We start from the raw sequence: 25523 nt of genomic DNA, 5'->3' as shown, positions 1-25523 counted from the left end.
TACCCCGGTCTACGCTTCCCCCGAGTCCCGAACCGGGGGAGGAACCCATGACCACCACCCACGTACTGGAAACACCCGAAGCCGACGTCGTCTACGACGTGCACGGGCCCGCGCCCGCCGACAGTCCGCGGCCGCCGCTGCTCATGGTCGGGCAGCCCATGGAGGCCGGCGGGTTCAGCACCCTCGCCTCGTACTTCCCCGAGCGGACCGTCGTCACCTACGACCCGCGCGGGCTCGGGCGCAGCGTCCGCAAAGACGGCCGGGAAGACCACGTGCCCGCCATCCAAGCCGGGGACCTCCACGGCGTCATCCAGGCCCTCGGCGCCGGCCCGGTCGAGGTGTTCGGGAGCAGCGGGGGCGCCGTCGCCGCGCTCGCGCTCGTCACCGCCCATCCCGAGGACGTCAGCACCCTCGTCGCCCACGAACCGCCGCTCGTCGGCGTGCTGCCCGATGCCGCCGCGGCCGAGCGAGCCGGGAAGGCCTTCCGGGACGTCTACCAGGCCCGGGGCTTCGGCGCCGGCATGGCGGCCTTCATCGCGATGACCTCGTGGAAGGGTGAATTCACCGACGACTACTTCGCGCAGCCCGCGCCGGACCCGGCCCAGTTCGGCATGCCGGCCGAGGACGACGGCCGCCGCGACGACCCGCTCATGAGCGACCGCTCCTCGGCCGTCACGGCGTACCGGCTGGACGTCGAGGCGCTGAAGGCGGCGCCGACGCGGATCGTGATCGCGGTGGGCGAAGAGTCCGTCGACGTCATGACCGGACGCGCCGCGCTCGCCACCGCCGAGCTTCTCGGCCAGGAGGCGACGGTGTTCCCCAGCCACCACGGCGGCTTCCTCGGCGGCGAGTTCGGCTACGCCGGTCAGCCCGAAGCCTTCGCGCGCAAGCTCCGGGAGGTCCTCGAAGCCTGAACTTTCACCTCACTGACTAACCCAATCAAACAACTAGTTGACAGAGTACGTCGACTGGCTGATGATTGCTGCGCCGGAGTCGCCGGCGGAGCAAGGGGGACGTCGTGGAGAAGCACGCACTCAGGTGGTGGGCGCTGGCGGTCGTGGTGCTGGCCGTCCTGGTGGACATGATCGACAACCAGATCGTGGCGGTCGCGCTGCCGACCATCCGGCGCGAACTCGGCACCGGAGACGCCGCGCTGCAGTGGATTTCGGCCGGGTACGCGCTGGGGTTCGCGCTGACGCTGATCACCGGCGGCCGCCTGGGCGACCGGCACGGCACGAAGAAGCTCTTCGTGGCCGGAATGCTCGTGTTCACCGCCGCGTCGCTCGTCGCGGGCCTCGCCGGGCACGTCGGCGTGCTGATCGCCGCGCGCGGCGTGCAGGGCGTCGGCTCCGGGCTGATGGTGCCGCAGGTGCTTTCGTTCATCCACGCGGAGTTCGACGAGCGGGAGCGGCCGAAGGCGATGGCCTGGTACGCGGGCGCGTTCCCGGTCGGCGGGCTCGCCGGCCCGCTGCTCGGCGGCGCGCTGACCCAGGCCGACCTGTTCGGCACCGGCTGGCGCGCGATCTTCCTGGTGAACGTGCCGCTCGGCCTGCTCGCGCTGGCCGGGGCGGCGGTCACCATGCCGGGCCGGCCCGGATTCCTCCGGCACCGCCTGGACCTCGGCGGCCTCGCGCTGCTGACCGCCGCGCTGTTCGCGGTGTTCTACCCGCTGGTGCAGGGGCGCGAGCTGGGCTGGCCGGCGTGGTCGGTCGCGTTGCTGGTGGCCGCCGTCCCGCTGCTCGGCGCCTTCGCGCTGCACCAGCGGATCCAGGCCCGCCGCGGCGGCGAACCGCTGGTCCCGCCGGACCTGGTGAAGCGCCTCGCCGGGAGCCAAGCGGTGCTGTTCTGCGTCAACACCGGAATGGGCGTCTTCTTCGTCCTGACCCTGCACCTGCAGCTGGGCCTGGGGTTCTCGCCGTGGGAGGCGGCGGTGACGTTCGCGCCGTCGACGCTCGGCATCGTCGGGGGCAACGTCGTGGCGATGCGGCTCGCCCCGGCGCTCGGGCGGGCGTTCGCCGCGGGGGCCGTCGCGGTGCTGCTGGCGAGCCTGGCCGCCGTCGCGATCCTGGTGGTGCAGCAGGGCGCGGCGTTGAGCGGATGGGCGTTGCTCGGGCCGGTGATCGGCGTCGGGCTCGGCATGGGTGCCGTGCTGAACGCGCTGTTCGGCACGGCGATGGCGGAGATCCGGCCGGAGCAGGCCGGCGCGGCGTCCGGCGTCGTGAACACCACCGTCCAGCTGGGTACGGCGACCGGGATCGCGCTGTTCGGCACGGTGTTCTTCACCCGGCTCGACGGCGGGTACGAGTCCGCGACGGCCGGCGCGCTCGCGGTCAGCGCGGGGGTGCTGGTGCTCGCGCTCGTGCTGACGGCGGCGCTGCCCGCTCGTCACCCTTCCGTTCCGCAGAGTCAAGCGGTTGGTTGACGTATAGTCGCGGGCGTGACCGCCTCGAAGCCTCGCCGTTCGCCGAAACCCCAAGAGCGGCAACGGGATCCGGAGCGCACCCGCCGGCTGATCCTGGAGGCGGCGGGCGCGGAGTTCGCGGCGAAGGGCTACGCGGGCGCGCGGATCGCGTCGATCGCGGGCCGCGCGGGCGTGAACCAGCAGCTGATTTCCTACTACTTCGACGGCAAAGAGGGCCTGTACCGGGCGTTGTCGGAGCAGTGGACCGAGCGGCAGCGCGAGCTCGTCGCACCGGACACGCCCCTGTCGGAGCAGGTGCGGCAGCACGCGCTGGAGGGCGTGACGGGCCGCGACGGGATGCGGCTGGTGGCGTGGTCGGGCCTCGAGTACGAGAGCGCGGAGACGGATCCCGACAACGAGGCGAGGACCCGGCGCCTGGCCGGGACGGTGGAGCAGATCGAGGCCATGAAGGCCGGCGGCCGCCTGCCCGAGTGGGTCGACCCGGCCTGCCTGACGATCCTGCTGATGGCGGCGGCGATGGCACCGGTGACCCTCCCGCACATCACCGAGGGGCTGACGCGGTCCGCCCCGGATTCCCCGGACTTCGTGCGGCGGTACGCGGACCAGCTGGCCAGGCTGGTCGAGCACCTGGGAGCGGAACGGCCGGCCTGAGCCCTCTCTGCGGAAATCGGGACAACCGGCGGACAAAAAGCGGACAGTGCACCGCGGTGGCCTTCTCGGCTCACGGCCTGAGGTTCAATCGGCTGGACCACCCGTGGCCCGAGGGAAACGTCATGACGATGGAGCAGCAGGAAAGAACCACGCCGGACGCGGGAACGCCGCCCCGGGTTTTCATCACCTATTCCCACGACGACAAACGGCACTTCGATCTCGTCCGTGAATTCGCGACGTTCCTGCGAACCGGTGTGGGAATCGACGTCCGGCTCGACCAATGGGCTGACGATGGCCGCCGGGATTGGTCGTTGTGGGCGATCGAGCAGCTCGCCGAAGCGGACTTCGTGCTGGTGATCGCGTCACCCGACTACAAGCGGCGCGCGGAAGGCACCGAGGTGCCGCACCTGGGACGTGGCGCGCAGTTCGAGGCCGCGATGATCCGCGACAACCTCACCCAGGACCTGCCCCGGGCGACCCGGCGGATCCTGCCCGTCGTGTTGCCGGGGCGACGCGTCGAGGAGATTCCGTCGTTCCTCAACGCGCATTCCACGACCCGGTACGAGATCAAGGAGTTCACCCCGGCCGGCGTCGCGGAACTGCTCGTCGCGTTCACCGGAGTGGCTCGCTTCATGCTGCCCGAGATCGGCACCTTCGTGGGCGCGCCGCCCGAAAGCCGTACGGCGAAGCCGATTCTGCTGACCTCCGTCCTGAGCCCGGCCAGCCGCAGTTCGGATATCCGCATGACCGGCGCGGAGATCGACGGGATGCACCGGGGCGACAGCATCGTGTACCGGCCTTCCCTGTTCGCGAACGAACCGCGCGCGGTCGTCGAGTACAACCTCGGCCGCCGCTACACGGGTTTCGAGGCCGTCGCCGGCGTGCTCGACGACGCGGCCGACGCCGACCAGGTCGGCTACTTCCAGGTCTTCCTCGACGGTGTTCCCCAGGACCAGGTCGAGGTCCGGCTGGGCCGGCCGGCCTGGCTGCGGTACGACGTCGTCAACGTGCTGCGCCTCAGGCTCGTCGCGTACCGGCCGGGTACCACCGCGAGCCCGCTGCTGGCGGGGGTGCTGGCCGCCGGCGGCCAGTCGAACAAGCTCCCCGCGCTGGCGTGGGGGAACCCGGTGCTCTTCGAGTAGCGGGTGCCACGACCGGGGTCAGTGTTCGACGGGCTCGCTGGTGGTGGGAGCGGCCGCCGGGCCCTGGCCGGGGGTGCTCGTCGGCGCGGTGGGGCCGGCCAGGACCACACCGGCCACCAGGGCCAGCGTGACGAGGAACAGCGCGGTGCGGACCAGGGCGGAAAAAGAACAGACGACCATCATGGCAGGCTCCTCGTGATTTCCCGGATCGCCGGGGGATTTCCGTGGAATTCGGACTGCGTCAATGGTGCGCGCCGGGAGGGGGTTGCCACCAGGCGTTTCCGTTGCCTGAAGAGGGGTGTGTCCGGGAAACGGATCCGGCGGTGACAATCCCACCGACCGGGGGGCCGGTGCCTGCCGGACGCGTCAGAATCCCGACAATGCGCGGTTCACCGCAACGCGTTTCGCCGGCGCGGCGACTGGTGGGCAGGAATGCCGAAACCATCGTGCGGAGGAGAAGACCATGAGTTCGGAAACGCAGCCGACCGCGGGCCCGGCGGCCCGAGTCCACCCCTACAGCGAGGGCCGCCGAGCCGGCTACGGTCTCTTGTGGACGGCCTGGACCATCGTCCTGACGATCGCCGGGTTCGCCCTGCTCGGGCACGGCTCGGTCGTCAGCGGGCTCCTCGGCCTGGCCCTGGCCGCCCTCGCTCTCCGTTACGCGTGGCGGATCTGGACCTGGCAGGCGAAACGGCTCATCGTCTTCTAAGCCTTGGTCAGTCCGCGCTCGCGAGGCGGTTCCGGTACGCGGCCTCGCCGAGCACGGTCGGATCGAGCGTGACCCGGTACGCGGCGGCCTCGGCCCACCAGCGGGCCGCCGCCTGACGGTCGCCGCGGGCGGCCGCCGTGTTGCCCAGGCCGGTCAACGCCCGGGCGCGTTCGTACTCGTTCCCCGCGTCGTCCGCCAGTTCGGCTGCGCCGCGATAACCGCGCTCCGCGTCGTCCCACTGGCCGGCGCGGAACCGCACCCACGCCTCGCCGTTGGCCGACATCGCCCGGTCGACCGGCAGCTGGGCGAGCTCGAGCGCCTCACGCGCGCTGGCGAGCGCTTCCGGAAACCGTTCCAGCGCCGCCGAAGCGAGCGCGATACCGCGCAGGGCGATGACCACGTTCCGGGTCCGGCCGGTCCGGCGGTAGACGTCCAGCACCGTCCTCAGGTCGGTCAACGTCGCTTCGGCTTCGCCGCGGTACAGGCGCGCCCACGCCAGGCTGGACAGCGCGTCGATCGCGCCGCGGTCGTCGCGGGCCTGCGCGAAGCACTCCTGCGCCTGTTGGTGGAACCGGATGGCCTCGTCGACGCGACCCGACTCGATGTGGGCCATGCCCAGGTTGTTGAGGATCATCCCGGTCGCGCTCGGGTCGCCGATCGCCCGCGCCGCCTCGAGCGCGCGCTCGTGCGTCCGGATCCACGGCTCGAACAGCTTCTCCCGGAAGAAGAACGCGCGGAGCACGAAAGCCAGCTGCCAGCAGCGGTCGTGGAACCCGTGCCGGAACGCCGAATCGACGATCTCGACCAGCATCGGCCACTGCGCGGTCAGCCAGGCGAGCGCGCCGACCGCGTCCGCGAACGGAACCGTGGACGACGTGGCGAGCCCCGTGTCCGGGCGGAACCGGTACGGCTCCGAGAGTTCGTCGGCCGCGAGCGTCGTCATCAGCGCGTGGTCGACCAGCCGGCTCACGGCGACTTCGCGGTCGTCCGGCTCGACGTCGGGCAGCGCGTGCGTCGAGGCGAACATCCGCATCAGGTCGTGGAGGTCGACGTAACCCCGTTCGTCGCGGACGACCAGGTGGGCGTCGTGCAGCCGGTCCACCAGCCGATCCGCCTCGCCGGGGCCGAGGCCCGCGAGCGCTTCGACGGCGGCCGCCTCGGCGGCGGTCGCGGGGTGCAGGGCGAGCAGGCCGAGCAGCCGCCGCTGGTCGCCGGGCAGGGAGTCGTAGGAGACGGTGAACGCGGTGGCGACACTGCGCTCGCCGTCGTCGAGGGTGCCGAGGCGGGTCCTCTCGTCGGCCAGCCGGTCGCGCAGCCTCGTCGCCGTCCAGCCGCCGGCGACGAGCCGGGCGGCCACGATGCGGATCGCGAGCGGAAGCCGGCCGCAGTGCCGGACGAGCTCGGTCGCCACGCCGTCGTCGCCCGGTCCGTGCTCGCCCGCGACGGACCGCAGGAGCCGCACGGCGTCCTCGAGCGGGAGCACGTCGACCGGGAAGTGCCAGGCGTCGTCGAGCGCGGGGAGCCGGCCCCGGCTGGTCACCAGGATCCGGGACGAGGTCTCACCCGGGACGATCGCCCGGATCTGTTCGGCGGACCGCACGTTGTCGAGCACGAGGATCATCCGCCGGCCGCGCAGCTGGTCGCGGACCAGGTTGGCCCGGCCGTCCTCGTCGGCGGGCAGCTGGTCGGCAGAGACGTCGAGCAGCCGCAGCAGTCGGCCGAGGGCCTCACCGGGCGAAAGCTCGGCCGCGCCCGGCGTGTGCCCGCGGAGGTCGAAGAAGAGGCTGCCGTCCGGGAAGGCGCGCTCGACGCGGCGGGCCGCGGCGACGGCCAGTGCCGTCTTGCCGGCCCCCGCCATCCCGTGCACCACGCCGACCCGGCTGTCGTCCGGGTCCAGCAGCAACGCGGAAAGCGCGTCGAGCTCGGTTTCCCGCCCGACGAAGTACCGGCCGCCGTCCGGCAGGCCGACGATGCCGCCGGCGTTGCGGCGCGCGGGCATTCCCGGTTCCGCGGCGAGGGCGAGCAGTTCTCCCTTGGCGTCGAGTGCCCGGTCGCAGGCCTTGGCCAGGTCCCGGTTCACGCGGGCCTTGCCGTTCTCCACCTTGCTGAGATAGCCCTTGGTGAAATGCACGGCGGCCGCGAGTCCGGTCAGTGACATACCGACCGACGTCCGTCGACGTTTCAATTCCGCTCCAAAGTCCTGCATCGGTCAATCATCCTGTATTCGGCGATGGGAGGGAAGGACGGCCGGCGGCCCGGGCCCGCCGGCCTGTTCCTGGTCAGCCCAGCAGGGAGACCAGCTGGCCCAGCACGATGATGAGGTGCGTGTGCATCGCTTTCACCTTTCCGGATCGAATTCCTGGTTTCACCGATTGATTTCGGTGATCCCAGCTTCGCCCGGTGAATTCGCCCGGAACAGGCGTTTCGCGTTGCCACTCGAGAGGAAACGGTGCTGACCAGTTCTACCTGCGCTGTTTCCCGCTTCCGGAAACAGGCCGGAAACGGGTGACGGCTCCGCGGCGCGCGGAGGACCATGAGTACACTTCCCCGCAGCGACCAACACGGAGGTGGCGGCTTGGCTCAGGAGGCGGCCGACGCGAAGATCAACGCTCTCTCAACGGAGCTGAAACTGCTTCGCAAAGGCCTGGGCGTCCAAGCGAAGAACCTGCCCGGTGTCGTCGGCGAAGAACTGCGCGCGGTGTGCGGGATCCACGAGGACGACAACCCGGGGACGGTCCGCGCGAGAGTGGTCGCCACGCTTCTGTCCTTGATCGAAAAGCTGCCCGAGCCGCAGCGGGAAACGGCACGGATCGTGCTGGGTTTCGGCACCGGCGCGAACGAGCGGTACACCGCGCGCCTCGAACTGCTGGGCAGCGGCGCCGACCGCAACATCCGCACGATGCAACGCCGCGCCGACGACGTCGTCTACCTCATCGCCGAGGCGGCCTACGGGGCGCCGGCGGCCTACGGGAGCTCGTCGGCGATCAGCAAGGGGCCGTGGCACACGTCCGCGCTGGCGGTCCGGCTGACCCTGACCGGTACCGCCGCCGAAGTCTTCGAAACCCGGCGGATCGTCAGCCACGTCGCCGGGCTCGAGGAAATCGAGCACGGCGTCTCCCTTGCGCGCCCGGCGAGCCCGGCCGGCGAGCCCGAACTCTCCGGCCTCGGCATCGACGTCCTCTCGGGCGGCGAGGTGCATTCCGTGCGCATGGTCTCTTCCACGCGGGTGGCGTTCCGCCTGCGGCCGCCGCGGGTTCTGGACGCCGGTGACCAGCACGAATTCTTCTTCCGCGTGCGGCTGGAAGAGATGCCGGCGCCGTTCTACTGCTGCACGCCGGAATTCCCGTGCGAGAGTTTCGACCTCAATGTCCGGTTCGATCGGCGTGAGCCGCCACACCGGATCTGGCGCATCGACGGCGACCTCTCCAAGGACGCGGGAGACCCGGTGCCGGCGCGCAAGCCGCTTTTCCTCGACAACGCGGGTGAGGTGCACACCCGTTTCCAGGACCTCCAGCCCGCGAGGTCCTACGGAGTGGGCTGGCAGCCGGCCGCCCCCTGACCGGCCGTGCCCGGTGCGCGTCATGCTCCTCCTCGGCGTGAGCGTCTTCTTCCAGAATGCCCTATCCGGCGGGGTAAAGCCGCGTCGTAAACACGACAGAAGCGCGACACTTCCCCCGTGGCTGCCCCGGCGCCGGGGCAAGCGCTGATTCGGAATCGGTGACGATCCGGTCAAGCACTCCGCTCCCGGTAACGTGCCGAGCGGATCCGGCGACTGGTCGTGGTATCCACTGTCGATCGGTGGCACCCGGAAAAGCGAAAACGCCTTCCGGGGTGTAACGGAAACCATTCTTTTGCCGACCCCCGGCGGACACCGCGAATTTCCGCGGTGCCGCGGGTGAATTCTCGGCGACCGAGGAGGAAAAATGGGCGTGAGCCTGAGCAAGGGTGGCAACGTTTCGCTGACGAAGGAGGCGCCCGGCCTGAGCGCGGTCACCGTCGGCCTCGGCTGGGACGAGCGGACCACCAGCGGTGAGGAGTTCGACCTCGACGCGAGTGCGATCGCGCTCGGGGCGGACGGGAACGCCTTGTCCGACAAGCACTTCGTCTTCTTCAACAACTTGGCCACGCCGGACGGCGCGGTGCGGCACACGGGCGACAACCTCACCGGCGGCGGGGACGGCGACGACGAGCAGATCACCGTCGACCTCGCGAACCTGCCGGCCGAGATCGACAAGATCGTGTTCCCCGTTTCCATCTACGAAGCCGAAGCCCGCGGCCAGGCCTTCGGCCAGGTGCGCAACGCGTTCATCCGCGTCGTGAACCAGGCGGACGGCGCCGAGCTGACCCGGTACGACCTTTCCGAAGACGCGTCCACGGAGACCGCGATGGTCTTCGGCGAGCTCTACCGCAACGGCGGCGACTGGAAGTTCCGGGCCGTCGGCCAGGGCTACACCGCGGGCCTGGCCGGAATCGCCAAGGACTACGGGATCAACGCCGCCTGACCGGCCGCGGCCGGTGAGCACGGACAGAGGAGGGAAATGGTGCTGAAGACATTCGGCGGATCGTTCGCGATCACGGTGGCCGGCCTGCTGCTGGCGTTCTGGTACGGCGGCACACTCGGCCTCGCCGTCGTCGGCGTGCTCGCGGTGCTGGAGATCTCCCTGTCCTTCGACAACGCCGTCGTGAACGCCGGGGTGCTCGCGCGGATGAACCGGAAGTGGCAGCGGCTGTTCCTGACGGCCGGCATCCTGGTGGCGGTCGTCGGGATGCGGCTGCTGTTCCCGGTCGTGGTGGTCTGCCTGACCGCGAAGCTGTCGCCGGCCGAGGCCTACCACCTCGCGATGGCGGGCGGCGACCTCCACACCCCGGGCACGTACGGCTTCGTCCTGCACGAAGCGCACCCGGCCATCGCGGCCTTCGGCGGCGTGTTCCTGCTGATGCTCTTCCTCAACTACATCTTCGAGGAACGCGAGCTCACCTGGCTGTCGTGGCTGGAGCGCCCGCTCGCCCGGATCGGCCGCCTGAAGCAGATCTCGGTGATCGTCGCGGCCGGCGCGCTCCTGCTGACCGCGGACTTCCTGGCCCCGGCGGGAAAACCGGTGAGCGTCCTCGTCTCCGGCGCGCTCGGCCTCATCACCTACCTGCTCGTGAGCGGGCTGAGCGACCTGTTCGAGCCGGCCGAGCCCGACGGGCACAGCGGACGTCCGATGGCCGTCGCCGGCAAAGCGGCCTTCGTCCTGTTCCTCTACCTCGAGGTGATGGACGCGAGCTTCAGCTTCGACGGCGTCGTCGGGGCGTTCGCCATCACGTCCGACCCGGTCCTCATCGCGATCGGGCTGGGCATCGGCGCCGCCTACATCCGCTCCCTGACGGTGTTCCTCGTCCGCAACGGGACGCTCAACGAATACGCCTACCTCGAACACGGCGCGCAGTGGGCGATCGGCGCGCTCGCCGTGCTCCTGCTCTGCACCATCCGCTACGAGGTGCCCGAGATCGTCACCGGGCTGATCGGCGTCGGGTTCATCGGCATGGCGCTGCTGTCGTCGGTGGTCCGCAACCGGCGGCTGGCCCTCACCCCCTGAAAGGACACGGAAATGACTGTGACACTGAGCAAGGGCGAGCGCGTCTCGCTGACCAAGGCCGACGGCCACACGCTCACGCGGGTCCGGATGGGCCTCGGCTGGGACGCGATGCCCAAGCGCGGCCTGTTCGGCAGCCGGGCGCAGACCATCGACCTCGACGCGTCCGCGCTGCTCTTCGACGCCGGCGACCGGCTCGTCGACCAGGTCTGGTTCAAGCAGCTGGCCAGCATCGAAGGCTCGGTGCGGCACACCGGCGACAACCTCACCGGCGAAGGCGAGGGCGACGACGAGTCGATCCGCGTCGACCTCGGCCGGGTCCCCGTCCAGATCACCACGATCGTCTTCACCGTCAACTCCTTCACCGGCCAGGACTTCTCGCAGATCGAGAACGCGTACTGCCGGCTCGTCGACGAGACGAACGAGAGCGAGACCGCCCGCTACGACCTCTCGGGATCCGGCCGGCACACCGCCCAGATCATGGCGAAGCTGACCCGCGAACCCGGCGGCTGGGCGATGACCGCGATCGGCGCGGCCGCCACCGGCCGGACGTTCCGCGACCTGCTGCCCGCCGTGTCGCGGCACCTCTGACCGCGACCGGCGACCCAGACCCCAGACCAGGAGGTGTTCCGATGTCGGATCTCGAGCTCGGCGGGCCACCGTCGGCCGCGGCGCAGTCCGGGAGCGGGCTGTTCCTCGCGCCGCCGGCCCCGGTCCGGGTCGTCGAACAGCAGGAGGCGGCCGGCGCCGTGCCGATGGACCCCGCGAAACGCGCGGAGCTGCAGCGAAAGGCCCGCGCGTTCGTCGAGGAGCTGGCCGGACTGGACTTCCATTCGCCGGTCTACGCCCAGAAGATCCAGGGCATCACGGCGATGGGCGACCGGGAGATGCGGGCGGCGGCGGGGATGTCGAACCGGATGCTCGACCGGCCCGCCGCCAAGCTGCCCGGCCGGGGCGCGCCCCGCGACGACGCGCAGACCCGCGTGTCCGCGACGCTGATCGACCTGCGCTCGACGATCACCGAGCTCGACCCCAACCGGGCCGATCTCAAGGGCGTGCGCAGGCTGCTGAAGTTCCTGCCCGGCGGCGACCGCGTCGACCGGTACTTCGCCAAGTACCAGACCGCGCAGTCGCACATCGACGCGATCATCCGGTCGCTCGACTCCGGGCAGGACGAGCTCCGCAAGGACAACGCGAGCATCGACACGGAGAAGGCGAACCTCTGGGCCACGATGGGCAAGCTCACCGAGTACAACGAGCTCGCCGGCGCGCTCGACGCCGAGATCGAGCGGAAGGTCGCGGACCTCCAGGCCCTCGGCCGGACCGAGGAGGCGGACACGCTCAAGTCCGACGCGCTGTTCGGCGTCCGGCAGCGACGGCAGGACATCCTGACCCAGATGGCGGTCGCCGTGCAGGGGTACCTGGCCCTCGACCTGGTGCGGCGCAACAACATCGAGCTCATCAAGGGCGTCGACCGGGCGCAGACGACCACCATCTCGGCGCTGCGCACCGCGGTCATCGTCTCCCAGGCGCTGGCCCGCCAGAAGCTCGTCCTGCAGCAGGTCACGGCGTTGAACGCGACGACGTCGGACCTGATCGAGGCGACGTCCCGCCAGCTCCAGCAGCAGGGCGCCGAGATCAACCAGCAGGCGGCGTCGTCGACGATCGAGATCGGGAAGCTGCAGGCCGCGTTCGACAACGTCTTCGCGACCATGGACGCGCTGGACACGTTCCGCGCCCAGGCGACGGACTCGATGGCGGACACGGTGGCGGCGTTGCAGGGCCAGCTCGACCGCGCCCAGCCCTACCTCGAGCGCACCCGGCGCCACGATGGCACGAGGTGAGCCGATGGCCTGGCTGCGCAGGGAAACCGGGCTCGTCCCGGTGCCCGCCGAGGCGCCTCCGGACGACACGCCGGAGGCGCTGCGGGCCGGGCTCGCGTCGCTGATCCGCTCCGTCAACGCGCGTTCGGGCCGGCTGCCGCCCGCCGCCGTGGTCACCGCACGGGAGATCACCGACGTGCTGGCCGAGCTGGTCGGCGAAAGCGCGACGCCGGACATCCACACGCGGGTGACGGTGGCCGGGATCGTGACCGACCACCTGCCGACGACCCTGGAGGCGTTCCTCCGGGCCGGCGGTGCCGCGAGCGGATCCCTGCTCGAATCGCTGCTGGACGAGGTGATCTCGCTCCAGGACGCCGAGCGCGGCCGGGCCGCGGACGCCCTGCGCACCCAGGAAGCGTTCCTCCGCACGAAGTTCTCGAACTCCGACCTGGACCTGTGATGGCTGCTCTCAGACGCGGCTCGAACGTCGAGCTGACCCGCGAAATCCCGGACCTGCCCGGCGTCGTCCTCGGCGTCCGGTGGGAAGCGGGCCCGGAACCGGCGCTGGCCGACAGCCTGGTCCTGGCCGCGATCCTCTGCGACGGCGCCCGCCGGGCCCGCTCGGCGGAGCACTTCGTCTTCTTCAACCAGCTGACCGAGCCGAGCCGGTCGGTGGCACTGACCGGGGACGACGTCGAGCAGGTCGAAGTCGTGTTCGGCGCGGTGCCCGACGAGGTTTCGCGGATCGTCGCGGTGCTGTACGTCAACGAAGGCAACGGACTGCGCCGGGGCCTCGGGCGGCTCCGGACGCTGACCGTGCGCGGGCTCGACCCGCGGGACGACCGCGAGCTGGTCCGGTCGGAGAACCTCGCGCCCGCCCTCGACGGCGAAACGGCGTTGGCGCTGGGCGAGGTCTACCGGCACAACGGCGGCTGGAAGTTCAAGGTGCTCGGCGAGGGCTACCGGGCGGGGATCGCGGCGCTGGCCGAGGACTACGGGGTGCTGCGATGACCCTCGACTTCACCACCCCCGGCCACGCGGGACCCCGAGCCGACCTGCCCTTCCTCCGCCGCCGAAGGCCAGCAGGCAGCGCCTCGCTGGATCTCGCAGGCGGCGAACCGCCCGCACTTTCACGTGAAAGTGCGGGGCTTGGTGGCGCGTCGCTGGACCTTGGTGGTGGGGTGCCGGAGCGCGTTTCGGTTGCCGCGCGAGCGGTGTTGGCGGATACCTGGCCCGCGTTGCCGGTTCGGCGGGCCGGGCGGCCCGGGCGGCCGGTGGTGCGGCTCGGGGCCGGGCGCCGGCTTCAGCTCGGGCCGAAGACCCCGGCCGTCACCCTGGACCGCCTGCAGAGCGCCATCGGCCTGCTGACCGTCGAGGCCGCGAGCGGGGCACCCGAACTCGGCTGCGCCTACGACCTGGCCGACGGCCGGTCCGCCTACCTCGGCTCCGGGACGACCGCGTCCCGCACGCCGTTCCTGGCGGTGCGCCGGCGTGCGGTGTCGGCCGATCTGCGGCAGGTCCGGCAGCTCGCGCGGCTGGTCGTGCTCGCGGTGTTCCCGCCGGCCCGGACGCCACCCGGGCTGCTCGTCGTGTCCACCTGGGACGGCGGCCGGCTCGAACTCCCGCTCGGCAAGCCCGCCGGTGGCCGGGTGACCGTGCCGCTCTCGATCCACAACGTCGGCGGAGAGCTGGTTCTCCGCGCGGAATCGCCGGAAGCGTTTTCGTCGCCGCACGCCGCCGTCGACGCGTTCGGCTTCCACCGGATCAGCTGGCTGGACGACTTCACGTGCGCGGGAGGTGTGGCGTGACCGGGCCCTACGACATCTTCCTCAGCTTCACCTGGGCGGACAGCGTCGAGGTGAACGCGCTCCAGGACGCCCTCGAAAACGCCGGGCTGCGGGTCTTCCGGGACAAGGAGATCCGGCGGTTCGAGGGCATCACGGAACGGCTCGACGACGCGCTCGCCGACTCGAAAGTGCTGCTCGCCTACTACTCGCGCCGGTTCCCGACGCGGTACGCCTGCCAATGGGAGCTGACGTCCGCCTTCCTCGCGGCACAGCGTCTCGGGGATCCCCGGCGGCGGGTGCTCGTCGTCAATCCCGAGTCCGACGGCAACCACATCGCCCCGATCGAACTGGAAGACGCCGCTTACGCCGGCCGGCCGAAGGACGACCGGGAACGCGCGGCCACCGTCCAGCGGATCGCCGAAATGGTGCGCGCCGCGGACACCCCGCTGGGCTCGGTGCGCAGCACGGCCCCGGTGCTGCCCCGGCTGCTGCGGCCCCGGCGGTTCGTCGGGCGGTACCGCCAGCTCTGGGCGATCCACAGCGCCCTGCACGCCCGCGAGCTGCCGGCCACCACACCGCGGACGTCGGCGGCGCTCGCCGTCGTCCGGGGATTCGCCGGGCTCGGGAAGACGAGCCTGGCCGAGCAGTACGCGTTCCTCTTCCGGGACGCCTTCTCCGGCGGGGTGCGGTGGCTGGGCCTGTTCGGCCAGGACGATCCCGTCGGCGCGCTCGCCCGGTTCAACGAACACGTCCGCGCGATCGCGGCCGACCTGGGCGCCGACGTCGGCGACCTGCCGCCGGACCAGGTCCGGGCCGTCGTCGCCCGGCGCATCGAGGCCGCGCGGCAACCGCAGCTGTGGATCATCGACGACGTCCCGTCGGAGCTGCCGGCCGAGGTGCTCGACCAGCTCGTCATGCCGACGTCGTACGTCCGGACGGTCCTCACCACACGGTCCGGCAACCCGGACTGGCCCGCGCCCGTCGTCGACCTGACCGGCTTCTCCGAAGACGAAGGTTCCGCGCTGTACACGGAAATCGTCGGCTCCGACGATCCCGGGGAGCTCGCGGCCGTGCGGCGGCTCGTCGAACGGTGCGGCGGCCACCCGATCGTCCTGACGAGCGCGGTGACGGCGTTGCGTGACCGCCGGGGCGCGATCGACGCGGCCGGGTTCGCGGAGGTCCTGGACGAGGTGAAGGGCACCGGCGTGCTGGCGGACGCGGTGGCGTCCTGCCGGCCGACCGCGCAACGGATCCTGCGCATCGCCGGGGCGATCTCCCGGGCACCCGTGCCGGCCGAGCTGGTGCGGCGCGTGCTGCCGGGCGAACCGGTCGAGAAGGCGGTGGCCGAGCTGGCCCGGCGCGCGCTGCTGATCCACCTCGGGACCGAGTGGGACATCCACGCCCTGGTCCGCGACGCCGCCGGGCTCGACGACGACCTCACGCGCAGAACCGCCTCGGCCGTGCTCGAGCCGGACGGGGACGCCGGGCGCCTGCACCGGCACGCCGCGGCGCTCGCCGAGCACGACTGCGTGCCCGCCGAACAGCGGGCCCGGCTGCTGCGGATCGGGCTGGACTGGTTCCGCGGCCAGGGTGACGTCGTGGCCGCGCGGGAAGCGGCGAAGCGGATCCTGGCCGCGGACGCCGGCCCGGCCGACCGCGTCGCCGCGGCCGAGGCGCTGCTCGACGCCGGCGACTTCGCCGACGCGGTCGACGTCTGCCGCCCGCTCGTGGACGACGCGTTCCGCGCCCGGCTCACCTGCGCCCGCGCGCTCGACCAGCTGGGCCGGTACGCGGAAGCGGATCCGATCTGGCCGGAGTCGGTGCCGGACGGCGAGGAGCCCGAGGCGCGGGTGTTCCTGGCGGTCGCGAAGCGGATGCGCGGCCGGTTCCGGGAAGCGCTCGCGTTCCTCGACATCGACGACCCGGACCCCCGGGCGCGGCTCGAACTGGCCCGGCTGCGGATCATCTTCGGCGAGCTCAAGCTGGCGCGCAAGACCGCCGAAGCGATCATCCGCGAGCACGACGCGGCGGACCACGAGCGGCACCCGCTGCGGCTGGAGGCGATCGGCGTCCACGCCGAAGCCGAGATGTCCCTGGAACTCACCGAACTCAAGGTGCGCGACGAGAACTGGGACGCGCTGGAAGCACACCTGCGCTCCGCCCGCGACGAGCTGACCGGGCTCCTGGGGCGCGAAAGCCCGCTGGCCCTGGCCGCCGGGGTCCGGTGCGCGCGCACGTCCGTCACGCGCGGCCGCCCGAAACGAGCGTTGCGGGAGTTCGCGGAGCTGGAACCGAGCGTGGGCAAGGTCTTCGGCACGCACCATCCGCTGCACCACTGGCTCAGCTACTCCACCGCGCAGGCGCACGCCCAGCTCAAGCAGTACGACCAGGTCGCCGGGATTCTGCGGCCGTTGCTCGACCGGCAGCGGAACTCGATCGGGCCGCACCACCCGGACACCATGCGGACCCAGCTCGACCTCGGCATCGCGCTCATGCTCACCGGCGACAAGGCCGCCGCCGTCCCGCTCGTCACCGAGGCCGAGCGGCGGATCGGGGACGCCCTCGGCTGGCGGGCCGAACTTCGCAACCGCGCCTGGGTCACCGGGCTCCTGATGAAGCTGCCGGTGCTCGTCTGGCAGCTCTTTCCCCACCTCGACAACCTCTTCGGGAAGAAAAGTCCCGAAGAAAACTGAACGCTCTGGAGGTCTTCGACATGGAAAAGGCGCTGGGCAGCCGATATCGGCTGGGTGACCAGCTGGGCACGGGTGCGATGGGGCGGGTCTTCGCCGGCTCCGACGAGCAGGGGAGGGCCTACGCCTTCAAGGTCCTGCGGGACGAGCTCGTCGAGGATCCCGAGCTGGTGGCGCGGTTCCTGCAAGAACGGTCCATCCTGGTCGGGCTGCGGCACCCGAACCTCGTCGGCGTGCACGACCTGGTCGTCGAGGGCGAGACCGTGGCGATCGTGATGGACCTGGTCGGCGGCGGTGACCTCCGGGCCCGGCTGACCGCGGAGAAGTCGTTGCTGCCGGCCGAAGTCGCCCGCATCGGGGCCGGGGTGGCGGCGGCGCTGGCGGCCGTGCACCGGGCCGGTGTCGTGCACCGCGACGTCAAGCCGGAGAACGTCCTGATGGACGGGACCGTCCCGCGCCTGACGGACTTCGGCATCTCCCGGCTCGCGACCGCCACCGACCTGGGCCGCCGGTCGCTGCTCGTCGGGACTCCGCAGTACCTCGCCCCGGAACTGGGCAAGGGCCTCGAAGCGACCCCCGCGTCCGACCTGTACTCGCTCGGCATCCTGCTGTACGAGCTGTGCTGCGGGGTGACGCCGTTCGCCGGGCAGTCCACGTTCGCCGTGATCCGGCTGCACGAGAGCGCGCTGCCGGGCCGGCCCGCCGGGGTGCCCGACCAGCTGTGGGACGTGCTCGCCTGGCTGCTGGCCAAGCGGCCGTCGGACCGGCCCGAATCGGCTCAGCAGGTCTCGACCATCCTGGACGGGCTGGTGCTGGAGCTGATGAAGGAACCGCTCGTCCTCCCGCTCACCACGCCACCGCCCCCGGTGGCCCTCAACGAAACCGGCCTGGGCACCGAGACCGTCTACGGCACTCCGGCGCCGCCGCCGCGCCGTCCCGTCGCGACCAAGTCGCCGAGCATGAGCACAGGAGTGACCGTGTCCCCTCCGAAACGCCGTCGCCGCGGCCGGGTCGTGCTGACCCTGTTCGTCGTCCTGGCCCTGCTGGCCGGTGGCTGGTTCGTGTTCCGTCCGTCGCAGAACAGTGCTCCGAACCCGGCGATCGCCGCGCCGACCTCCGCGGCGGCCGTTCCGGTGTCCGCAGCCGACTCGCCGTCGATGACCACGACGGCGAAGCCCAGCGTGATGCCTCAGGTCGTGGGCAAGAAGCTCGCCGACGCCCAGGACGCCCTGCCGGGTATCCAACCGACCATTGTGGACAAGATCGACGCGACGGCCGGTGACGGCACGGTGATCGAGCAGGACCCGGCGGCCGGTGCGGCGATCGGCGACACGGTGAAGCTGACGGTGGCCCGCCAGGCCCAGCTGGTCTACCTCGACTCGGCTCAGCCCGCCAGCGGCCAATGGGAAGCCAACCAGAACGCCAACATCGCGGGCAAGAACTACCTGCACTCGCTGGGTGCCCGGGTGGAGTCCGATTCGCGCACGGAAGCGATCGAATACAACATCTCCAAAGGGTTCCGCCGGTTCACCGCGACCGCCGGTATCGACGACAACGCGGGCGATTCGTCCCTGAAGATGCAGCTGGAAATCTTCGCCGACGGCCGCGAGATCTTCAACAAGCCGGTCGCCTACGGCACGCCGACGCCGATCGACCTGGACGTGAGTGGTGTGTTGCGGCTGCGGTTCCAGTACGAAGGCGTGTCAGGGAGCGACAGCAGCTTCTCCCGCAGCTACCTCGTGCTCGGTACCGCGGAGCTGCTGGGCCTGCCCGGCGAGGTGCCGACGTCCCCGACCACGACCGGCTGACCGGCGTGTGGATCGGCAACCGGGTGCGGATCACCATCGGCCGGGCCTCCGACAACGACATCGTGCTCGGTGACCTCCAGGTCTCCCGCCGTCACGCCCGGCTGGAACGCGTCGGCGGGGCGTGGCGGCTGACCGACCTGGGCAGCCGCAACCCGACGCTGGTCAACGGCGTCCCGGTCGCCGGGCGGTCGCCGATCGCCGATGGGGACCGGATCACCGTCGGGGCCACCGATCTGCGGGTCGACGGCGACAACCTCGTCGCCACCGGCGGGGAACGCACCCGGCTCGTGGCCGACGACGTCGGGTTCTCCGTCGGCAGCCGGTCGCTGGTGTCGGGCGTCTCGCTCGACCTGCGGCCGGGGCAGCTGGTCGCCGTCGTCGGGCCGTCGGGCGCGGGGAAGTCGACGCTGCTCAAGGTGCTCTCGGGCGAGGTCGCGCCGACCAGCGGGCGCATCACCTACGACGGCTACGACATGCACCGGCAGCGGGCGGCGGTGGCGCGGCGCGTCGGGGTCGTGCCGCAGGACGACGTCGTCCACACACGGCTGACCGCCCGCAGTGCCCTGTCCTACGCGGCGAAGCTGCGGTTGCCCGACGACACGGGCGCGGCGGCCCGCCGACGCCGGGTAACCGAGACGCTCGCCGAAGTCGAACTCACCGAGCACGCGCGCACGCCCATCCACCGGCTGTCCGGCGGGCAGCGCAAGCGCGTGTCGATCGCGCTCGAACTGCTGACCGCGCCGTCGCTGCTGATGCTGGACGAGCCGACCTCCGGCCTGGACCCGGCGCTCGACAAGCAGATCATGGGGCGGCTGCGCGAGCTCGCCGACGCCGGCCGGACGGTCGTGGTGGTGACGCACAACGTCACGCACCTCGACGAGTGCGACCTCGTGCTGCTGCTCGCGCCCGGTGGTGTCCCGGTGTTCAGCGGGCGGCCCGCGGAGCTGCGGGCGCGGTTCGGCACCGCCGACTGGGCCGACATCTTCCAGCGCGTGGTCGCCGGGACCGCGCCGCCGCACCAGCCGGCGCCGGTGGGGCCCGCGCCGCCGCCCGAGGCGACCGCCGAGCCGCCGGCCGTGCACGCCGGGCTGGGCCACCAGGTCGGCACGCTCGCCGCGCGGCACCTGCGGCTGATCCTCGCCGATCCCGGGTACGCCCTGTTCCTGCTGCTCGTCCCGGTCGTCCTGGCTGTGCTCGCCTTGGCAGTGCCCGGGCACGAAGGTCTGCGGCGGTCGGTGCCCGAGCATCCGGCGGAAGCTGCGCAGATGCTCGTGCTGGTCTTCGTCGGCGCGGCGTTCATGGGGGCGGCGGCCTCGGCGCGGGAAGCGATCGCCGAGCGGGCGATCTTCCTGCGGGAACGGGCCGTCGGCCTGCGGCCCGGTGCGTACGCGCTCGCGAAGACCCTCGTCTTCACGCTGGTCGCGGCCGTGCAGTCCGCGGTGCTCGTCGGCGTCGTCACGACGGTCAAGCCGGGGCCGGCCGACGCCGTCCTGCTGTCGCGGCCGGTTGCCGAGCTCGCGGTCGCCGTCTGGCTGACCGCGCTGGCGTCCTGCCTGCTCAGCCTGCTCGGTTCGGCGCTGGTGCGCTCGCTCGAACAGACGACGCCCGTGCTCGTCGTGACGGTGATGGCCCAGCTCGTGCTGTGCGGCGGGATGATCCCGGTCGCCGGGCGGCCGGTGCTGGCCCAGCTGTCCTGGTTCGCGCCCGCGCGGTGGGGCTACGCCGCCGGAGCCTCCACAGTGGATCTCCCGCAGACCGGGCCGGCCGATCGCCTGTGGACCCACGACTGGCCGTGGTGGCTGGGCTCGACCGGCGCGTTGCTGCTCTCGGCGGCCGCCTGCACGGCGCTGTTCGCGGTCCGGGCGGTCCGGGTGCGCCGGGGCTGAGCCGGGGCGGCGAACCGGCTGATCAGCACCCTGCGTGCCATCATCGGGCATGGCCACTCTGCGCGACGCGCGCGAGCCGGAGCTCAACAGCGGGATCCTGCCCGGGAACGTGCGGGCCGACGACTGGATCATGCTCGTCCTCGCCGCCGGCTCGGTCGGGTTGCTCGGGTTCATGCTGATCAGCCCGCCCGCGCGGGACGCCGCGCTGGTGATGTTCTCCGTAGACTGCGGGATCTGCGGCGTGTTCCTCGCCGAGTTCCTGTGGCGGTGGCGCAAACGCGGCTGGTCCAAGAAGTTCCTCGTGCGCAACTGGTACGAGCTGTTCGCCATGATCCCGGTCGCGCACCCGGTGATCACCGGGCACCGGTTCATCGGCGTCGTGCTGCTGCTGATCCGGATCGGGCGGGCGGCGGACCGGGCCGTCGGGGAGCAGTTCACCTACCGGCTCGTCGACAAGCTGTCCGAGCCGATCGTCAAGGCCATCAAGAAGCCGGTGACCATCGCCGTGCTCGACGAGGTCGTCAAGGTGCTGGAAACCGGCAACTACCCGGAAAACCTCGCCAAGTCGCTCGAGGGGAACAAGGCCGAGCTGCGCACGATCATCGCCGAGAAGATCGCCGAGGACCCGCAGCTCGGGAAGCTCAAGCGGCTCCCGTTCCACGACGAGATCGTGCGGACCGTCGTCGACACGTCGTTCCGCGTGCTGCTCGAGGTCCTCGTCGACCCGCGGATCGACGACTTCTTCTCCGCCGTCGTGCGCGACAACCGCGAGCAGATCCGGCAGGCCGTGCAGCTCGGGCTGCACGAAACCGACGACGAGGAGCAGGAGAAGGCCCTGCGCGTGCGCACCCAGCACTCGGCCGCGCTCGAGTACGACCGGCTGCACCCGAGGTCACGGCCGTGACCGCAGGTACGCGCCGAGCAGGCCCGCCGCGTCGAGCATGGCCACGCCCCGGGCGGTGAGCCTTCCCTGCCAGGTCTCCAGGGCGTCGGCCAGCGACTCCGTGCCGCCGGCCGTGCGGACCTGGCCGACCACCGTCGCGATGTGCTCCAGGGGGTAGCCGCCGCGCCGGAGGAGGTGGGTCAGCTCTGCGTCCCGGACGTCGGCCGCGCGGAAGACCCGGTACCCCGTGGCGGGGTTGCGCTCCGGGACCAGGATGCCGGCGCGTTCCCACGCGCGCACGGTCGCCGCGGTGACGCCCAGTCGATGCGCGAGTTCGCCGATGGACCAGTCGGCCGCGGCCGGTTCGCGGGCCGGTTCGGTCGTCAGGTCGCCGATCGCCCGGCGCACCGCATCGAGGGTTTCCCGGTCGCGGAGCAGCCGCAGGTGCCCGCGGTCGACGAGCGTCAGGGCCCGGCCGAGGTCGTCGTCGTGGACGGCGGTCATGATCCCGCCGGCCGTCGCGTGCCCGTACGCCGCCACCAGCGCGAGGAACGCGCGCAACGCCGCCGCGTGAGCCTCCGTGTAAACCCGGTAGCCGCTTGCGGTGCGCGCGGCCGGCGGGAGGAAGCCGTCCCGCTCGTAGTTGCGGACCGCCTGCGTGGAGATGCCGTGCTCACGCGCGAGGTCAGCAGGTCTCAACCGAGTCTTCAAGGATACGATTCAACCACATGGACCTCACGGACTTCACGGCCGAACTGCTCGCGTTCGGCGAGCCGACCCACTTCGAACCGGCCTTCGCGCGGCTGCGGAACGACCTCTTCGCCCAGCTCGTCGAGCACGGCTTCCGGTCGATCGCGCTGGAGACCGACCGCGTCGCCGCGCTCGACGGCGGGTTCTCGCACGGCTTCGGCGAGCTGGACGCCAATCGGCGGCTGGTCGCCTGGATCCGTGAGTACAACGAGACCGCGGACGAACCGCTGGCCTTCCACGGCTTCGACGCCCCGACCGAGATGTACAGCGCGCCCAGCCCGCGGACCTACCTCGAACACGTCCGCGACTACCTCGGCCTCGACGTCGACATCGCGGCACTGACCGGGGAAGACGAGCGGTGGAGCCGCTCCGAGGCGATCCTCGACCCGGCCGCGTCGCCCGGCGCGTCGCCCGAGGCCCGCGAACTGCGAGTCATCGCGGACGACCTGCTCATGGCCCTCGACGCCCGCGTCGAGACGACGTCACGTGCCGACTGGGACCGCGCGCGGATCCACGCCTTGGCCGGGCTCGATCTGCTGCGCTACCACGCGGCGTCGGCCCGGCCCGGCGACCGGGACACGAGGATCGGCCGCCTCGCGGGCGCCCGCGCGGTCATCATGGCCCGGAACCTCCTGGACATCCGCGTCGTCGAAGCCCCGCACGGCCGGACCCTGGTGTTCGCGCACAACGCCCACCTGGGGTCCGGCGCGGGGGCGATCGTCGCGTCGCGGCTCGGCGACCGGTACGCCTTCATCGCCGGCAGCCTCGGCCACAGCGAAGCCCTCGGCCTCGGCGAGCCGGCCGCGGACACCTTCGAAGGCCGCCTGCAGCGCGACACCGGTACCTGGAAGCTGACCACGGAAATCCCGGCCGGCCGCACCCGGGACGACGCCGACCACCGGTACGCGCCGCTCACCCGGGAACTGCTCGAAAACGCCGACGCGATCCTGCACGTCGCCTGAAGACACAGCAGCCCCCGCACCGGGGTCGGGTCCGGTGCGGGGGCCGCTGTTCACCCGGTTACGGGTAGCTCACCACGTTCACCGGCACCGTGCCCGAAGGCGTGACGCCGCCGGTGTCGTTGATGACGTGCGTGATCGTGCCGCGGTAGTTGAGCGACACCGTCAGCAGGCTGTGGAACCGGACGCCGCTGGTGTTCGGCACCTCGAACGCGTGGTAGCTGGACACCGCCGGGTTCGTGTCGAAGAAGCAGTAGCTCCCGAGACCCCACGCCTCATGGGACGTCACGTTCGCCGCGACCTTGTAGGCCGCGTACCCGGCGACTCCCGATGGCGCGTTCCAGGACGCCTGGTTCGGCACGTCGTAGGGCATCTCGTTCTGGAAGAAGATCGTCTTCCCGCCCTGGCCGTTCCAGATCACCTGGTACTTCTGGTAGTGCTCGACGAACAGGCCGGTGGCCAGCACGTTCGCGCCGTTCACCACGAGCCCGGTGTCGGCCGTGTTCGTGGTCCATCCGACCGTGCCGGCGTTGCCGTGGTCGGCCCGCCACGCCCAGATGTGGTCGATGATCGTGTTGGCGCTGTTGACGATCAGGCTGTTCGTCGCCTTGCCGGCGATCGCGCCGCCGATCCGGAAGAACACGTCCTGGACCGTCGTCGGGTTCGCCGCGTGGTTCGCCGACGAGCCCGACTGACCCACGGTGAGCAGCGCCTGCGAGTTCGTCGTGCCCGCGTCGAAGAGCAGGCCCTTGAGCCGCACGCCGTCCACATCGGACACCTGCATCGCGTTGACGCCGTTGTCCGGCACCAGCGTCGGGTAGCCGATGCCGAGGATCGTCGTGTTCGCCTTGGTCACGTTGAGCGTCTGGTTGAGGTGGTAGATGCCCGGCGTGAAGAACAGGTTGCAGCCCGCGGCGAGCGCGTTGTTGATCGACGCGGCCGTGTCACCGGACTTGACGACGTAGAACTGGCTCATCGGCGCCGACGTGCCCGGGGTGCTGCCGTTCGCCCAGCTCGGGCCGGACGCGTTGGTGCGCAGGGAAGGCAGGAACACGCGGTACTTGCCGGTGCCGTCGACGTAGAGGTAGGGCACGTCGCGCGAGACCGGGGTCGTGGCCAGCGTCGTCTCCGGCGGGTTCGGGAACGTGTTCGCCGGCGCGCCGCTCGTGCCGGAGAAGACCATGTTCCAGACGCCGCCGTTCCAGCTGCCGAGCTGAGAATCGCGGGTGTACCACTGCTGCTGCGACACCGACGCGGCCTGGCCGGCCACCTTCGAGTCGGCGATGTAGCCGCCGCTGGCGAAGCCGTAGCTCGCCGGGTACAGCTGCAGCCCGCCGCGGACGTCCATCCGGCGGAACGGCGCGGCCTGCGCGACCGCCCAGCGCTCCTGGCCCCCGGAGGGCACGACGGCCAGGTTCTCCGCCGAGCGCCAGAAGTTCTGCAGCGCGACGCCGTTGTCGGAGGCGTTGAAGGCGTCCACCGTGACGTCGCCGTTGATCACGACGTCACCGGGGTTCTGCCCGAGACCGGCGACCGAGGTGTAGAAACCGACGTTGTCGTGCACGTTGTTGTACGTGCCCGGCTTGAACAGGTGGGCGACGCGCCGGTCCGCGAACTGCGCGGTCAGCGTGTCCTTCTGGTTGTTGAAGTCGGTGTCGAGCTGCGCCTGGATCGTCGCCGCGGACATGCCGGGGTCGAAGATCCGCACGTTCGGGCCGAAGTTCGGGGTGTCCGACTGCGTCGGGCAGCCCGCCTGGGTGCCGATCGTGTAGCTCGCGCTGGACACCGGGGACGTCGTCGATCCGGACTTGAGCGCGATCGCGTTGACGGTGCGGGAGTTCGGGACGCTGATCGGTCCACTGTAGAGCGGCGAGGACGCGGTCGGCGTCGAGCCGTCCACTGTGTACCGGATGGTCGCGCCGGAGGTGGCGCTGCTGATGGTCACCGTCTGGGCGGACGAGTACGTGCCACCGGGCGGGCTGAACGTCGGCGCGGCGACCGTCGTCGAGCCGCCGCCGACGGTGTAGGAGAAGTGCGGGGTGTCGTACTGCGGGCCGCTCTTCTCGTAGGTGAACCAGTAGTCGAGCGTGTTCCCGGTGCTCAGGCCGTTGACGGTGGTCCGCCAGGTGCCGGAGCCGTTGGTCATCCGCACGTTCTGCTGGCCGACGCCCGGCACGCCGGTGTAGTGGACGTCCACGTACACCGCGGGGGTCGTCGGGGTGAAGTTGAGCTGCAGCTGCGTCGAGCTGAGCTGGGTGACGCTCTGTGTGTAGTCGTCCGCTGCGAGCGCGGCGGGGGCGCTGAGCCCGGCCGCCACGAGCAGTGCCGATGCGACGAGCGCGAGCCTGGGGCCGCGTCGTCGAAGCTTGTCCAGGGTCCGGTTCACGCCGTGACACCTCCGCCGTTGGGGATCCACGAGCATTCGTTGTGAGTC

General features: G+C 71.4%; 22 protein-coding genes. 18 read left to right on the top strand and 4 right to left on the bottom strand.

Going from position 1 to position 25523, the window contains the following annotated elements; translation table 11 throughout:
• The first annotated feature begins 47 nt into the window (after window positions 1-47).
• The 4 genes from AB0M83_RS14845 to AB0M83_RS14830 all read left to right on the top strand — a co-directional run bounded on the left by AB0M83_RS14845 (window position 48) and on the right by AB0M83_RS14830 (window position 4215).
• Window positions 48-914, top strand: a complete 867-nt coding sequence (locus AB0M83_RS14845; RefSeq protein WP_364517140.1) for an alpha/beta hydrolase — start codon at window positions 48-50, stop codon at window positions 912-914.
• A 104-nt stretch (window positions 915-1018) separates the two neighbouring features.
• On the top strand, window positions 1019-2422 hold the full coding sequence (locus AB0M83_RS14840; RefSeq protein WP_364517138.1) for an MFS transporter: 1404 nt from the start codon (window positions 1019-1021) through the stop codon (window positions 2420-2422).
• Window positions 2423-2437: 15 nt separating this feature from the next.
• A complete protein-coding gene (locus AB0M83_RS14835; protein ID WP_364517136.1) occupies window positions 2438-3073 on the top strand; it encodes a TetR family transcriptional regulator in 636 nt (211 codons plus the stop codon).
• A gap of 122 nt (window positions 3074-3195) precedes the next feature.
• Complete coding sequence (locus tag AB0M83_RS14830; RefSeq protein ID WP_364517134.1) at window positions 3196-4215, top strand: SEFIR domain-containing protein; 1020 nt, start codon at window positions 3196-3198, stop codon at window positions 4213-4215.
• Between the two features lie 18 nt (window positions 4216-4233).
• On the opposite strand, the gene AB0M83_RS14825 is transcribed toward AB0M83_RS14830, so the two are convergent.
• A complete protein-coding gene (locus AB0M83_RS14825) occupies window positions 4234-4398 on the bottom strand; it encodes a hypothetical protein (RefSeq protein WP_364517132.1) in 165 nt (54 codons plus the stop codon).
• Between the two features lie 280 nt (window positions 4399-4678).
• On the opposite strand from AB0M83_RS14825, the gene AB0M83_RS14820 reads away from it, so the two are divergent.
• Window positions 4679-4924: a hypothetical protein gene (locus tag AB0M83_RS14820; RefSeq protein WP_364517130.1), complete on the top strand. Its 246-nt coding sequence runs from the start codon at window positions 4679-4681 to the stop codon at window positions 4922-4924.
• Between the two features lie 7 nt (window positions 4925-4931).
• Here AB0M83_RS14820 and AB0M83_RS14815 read toward each other — a convergent pair whose 3' ends face one another.
• On the bottom strand, window positions 4932-7130 hold the full coding sequence (locus AB0M83_RS14815; RefSeq protein WP_364517128.1) for an NB-ARC domain-containing protein: 2199 nt from the start codon (window positions 7128-7130) through the stop codon (window positions 4932-4934).
• 369 nt (window positions 7131-7499) lie between these two features.
• On the opposite strand from AB0M83_RS14815, the gene AB0M83_RS14810 reads away from it, so the two are divergent.
• The 12 genes from AB0M83_RS14810 to AB0M83_RS14755 all read left to right on the top strand — a co-directional run bounded on the left by AB0M83_RS14810 (window position 7500) and on the right by AB0M83_RS14755 (window position 21401).
• Window positions 7500-8483 carry a hypothetical protein gene (locus tag AB0M83_RS14810; protein ID WP_364517126.1) on the top strand — a complete coding sequence of 328 codons (984 nt, stop codon included), beginning with the start codon at window positions 7500-7502 and terminating at the stop codon, window positions 8481-8483.
• 364 nt (window positions 8484-8847) lie between these two features.
• On the top strand, window positions 8848-9426 hold the full coding sequence (locus tag AB0M83_RS14805) for a TerD family protein (protein ID WP_364517124.1): 579 nt from the start codon (window positions 8848-8850) through the stop codon (window positions 9424-9426).
• A gap of 36 nt (window positions 9427-9462) precedes the next feature.
• Window positions 9463-10506: a DUF475 domain-containing protein gene (locus AB0M83_RS14800; protein WP_364517122.1), complete on the top strand. Its 1044-nt coding sequence runs from the start codon at window positions 9463-9465 to the stop codon at window positions 10504-10506.
• Between the two features lie 12 nt (window positions 10507-10518).
• Window positions 10519-11094, top strand: coding sequence for a TerD family protein (locus tag AB0M83_RS14795; RefSeq protein WP_364517120.1), 576 nt, complete (start codon window positions 10519-10521; stop codon window positions 11092-11094).
• Window positions 11095-11135: 41 nt separating this feature from the next.
• A complete protein-coding gene (locus tag AB0M83_RS14790) occupies window positions 11136-12347 on the top strand; it encodes a toxic anion resistance protein (protein WP_364517118.1) in 1212 nt (403 codons plus the stop codon).
• Between the two features lie 4 nt (window positions 12348-12351).
• On the top strand, window positions 12352-12786 hold the full coding sequence (locus tag AB0M83_RS14785; protein WP_364517116.1) for a hypothetical protein: 435 nt from the start codon (window positions 12352-12354) through the stop codon (window positions 12784-12786).
• Window positions 12786-13337, top strand: a complete 552-nt coding sequence (locus tag AB0M83_RS14780; protein WP_364517114.1) for a TerD family protein — start codon at window positions 12786-12788, stop codon at window positions 13335-13337. Before AB0M83_RS14785 ends, AB0M83_RS14780 begins: the two co-directional genes overlap by 1 nt.
• A gap of 227 nt (window positions 13338-13564) precedes the next feature.
• A complete protein-coding gene (locus AB0M83_RS14775; RefSeq protein ID WP_364517112.1) occupies window positions 13565-14134 on the top strand; it encodes a hypothetical protein in 570 nt (189 codons plus the stop codon).
• The gene (locus tag AB0M83_RS14770; protein ID WP_364517110.1) at window positions 14131-16806 is read left to right on the top strand and encodes a TIR domain-containing protein; all 2676 of its coding nucleotides are present in this window, start codon (window positions 14131-14133) and stop codon (window positions 16804-16806) included. The genes AB0M83_RS14775 and AB0M83_RS14770 overlap by 4 nt, the downstream gene beginning before the upstream one ends.
• 20 nt (window positions 16807-16826) lie before the next feature.
• Window positions 16827-18611: a protein kinase gene (locus AB0M83_RS14765; protein WP_364517108.1), complete on the top strand. Its 1785-nt coding sequence runs from the start codon at window positions 16827-16829 to the stop codon at window positions 18609-18611.
• 5 nt (window positions 18612-18616) lie between these two features.
• Window positions 18617-20497 (top strand): ATP-binding cassette domain-containing protein, encoded by a 1881-nt coding sequence (locus AB0M83_RS14760; RefSeq protein ID WP_364517106.1) that lies wholly within the window; start codon window positions 18617-18619, stop codon window positions 20495-20497.
• Window positions 20498-20546: 49 nt separating this feature from the next.
• Window positions 20547-21401 carry an ion transporter gene (locus AB0M83_RS14755; RefSeq protein WP_364517104.1) on the top strand — a complete coding sequence of 285 codons (855 nt, stop codon included), beginning with the start codon at window positions 20547-20549 and terminating at the stop codon, window positions 21399-21401.
• Here AB0M83_RS14755 and AB0M83_RS14750 read toward each other — a convergent pair.
• The gene (locus AB0M83_RS14750) at window positions 21390-22079 is read right to left on the bottom strand and encodes a TioE family transcriptional regulator (protein ID WP_364517102.1); all 690 of its coding nucleotides are present in this window, start codon (window positions 22077-22079) and stop codon (window positions 21390-21392) included. The two genes, AB0M83_RS14755 and AB0M83_RS14750, sit on opposite strands and share 12 nt — an antisense overlap.
• Before the next feature lie 29 nt (window positions 22080-22108).
• Here AB0M83_RS14750 and AB0M83_RS14745 point away from each other — a divergent pair, with 29 nt between their 5' ends.
• The gene (locus AB0M83_RS14745; protein ID WP_364517100.1) at window positions 22109-23092 is read left to right on the top strand and encodes an erythromycin esterase family protein; all 984 of its coding nucleotides are present in this window, start codon (window positions 22109-22111) and stop codon (window positions 23090-23092) included.
• A gap of 58 nt (window positions 23093-23150) precedes the next feature.
• On the opposite strand, the gene AB0M83_RS14740 is transcribed toward AB0M83_RS14745, so the two are convergent.
• Window positions 23151-25475 carry a chitobiase/beta-hexosaminidase C-terminal domain-containing protein gene (locus AB0M83_RS14740; RefSeq protein ID WP_364517098.1) on the bottom strand — a complete coding sequence of 775 codons (2325 nt, stop codon included), beginning with the start codon at window positions 25473-25475 and terminating at the stop codon, window positions 23151-23153.
• Window positions 25476-25523 lie beyond the last annotated feature (48 nt).

The organism is Amycolatopsis sp. NPDC051106 (genome assembly GCF_040682775.1).
GTDB lineage: Bacteria > Actinomycetota > Actinomycetes > Mycobacteriales > Pseudonocardiaceae > Amycolatopsis.
The sequence above is the reverse complement of the archived record's forward strand: the minus strand, read 5'-3'. Positions and strand labels throughout refer to the sequence as shown.

Coding starts and splice junctions, on each gene's coding strand:
- AB0M83_RS14845 (WP_364517140.1), top strand. CDS start 48: ATGACCACCACCCACGTACTGGAAACACCCGAAGCCGACGTCGTCTAC.
- AB0M83_RS14830 (WP_364517134.1), top strand. CDS start 3,196: ATGACGATGGAGCAGCAGGAAAGAACCACGCCGGACGCGGGAACGCCG.
- AB0M83_RS14825 (WP_364517132.1), bottom strand. CDS start 4,398: ATGATGGTCGTCTGTTCTTTTTCCGCCCTGGTCCGCACCGCGCTGTTC.
- AB0M83_RS14820 (WP_364517130.1), top strand. CDS start 4,679: ATGAGTTCGGAAACGCAGCCGACCGCGGGCCCGGCGGCCCGAGTCCAC.
- AB0M83_RS14815 (WP_364517128.1), bottom strand. CDS start 7,130: ATGCAGGACTTTGGAGCGGAATTGAAACGTCGACGGACGTCGGTCGGT.
- AB0M83_RS14805 (WP_364517124.1), top strand. CDS start 8,848: ATGGGCGTGAGCCTGAGCAAGGGTGGCAACGTTTCGCTGACGAAGGAG.
- AB0M83_RS14800 (WP_364517122.1), top strand. CDS start 9,463: ATGGTGCTGAAGACATTCGGCGGATCGTTCGCGATCACGGTGGCCGGC.
- AB0M83_RS14795 (WP_364517120.1), top strand. CDS start 10,519: ATGACTGTGACACTGAGCAAGGGCGAGCGCGTCTCGCTGACCAAGGCC.
- AB0M83_RS14790 (WP_364517118.1), top strand. CDS start 11,136: ATGTCGGATCTCGAGCTCGGCGGGCCACCGTCGGCCGCGGCGCAGTCC.
- AB0M83_RS14785 (WP_364517116.1), top strand. CDS start 12,352: ATGGCCTGGCTGCGCAGGGAAACCGGGCTCGTCCCGGTGCCCGCCGAG.
- AB0M83_RS14780 (WP_364517114.1), top strand. CDS start 12,786: ATGGCTGCTCTCAGACGCGGCTCGAACGTCGAGCTGACCCGCGAAATC.
- AB0M83_RS14765 (WP_364517108.1), top strand. CDS start 16,827: ATGGAAAAGGCGCTGGGCAGCCGATATCGGCTGGGTGACCAGCTGGGC.
- AB0M83_RS14755 (WP_364517104.1), top strand. CDS start 20,547: ATGGCCACTCTGCGCGACGCGCGCGAGCCGGAGCTCAACAGCGGGATC.
- AB0M83_RS14745 (WP_364517100.1), top strand. CDS start 22,109: ATGGACCTCACGGACTTCACGGCCGAACTGCTCGCGTTCGGCGAGCCG.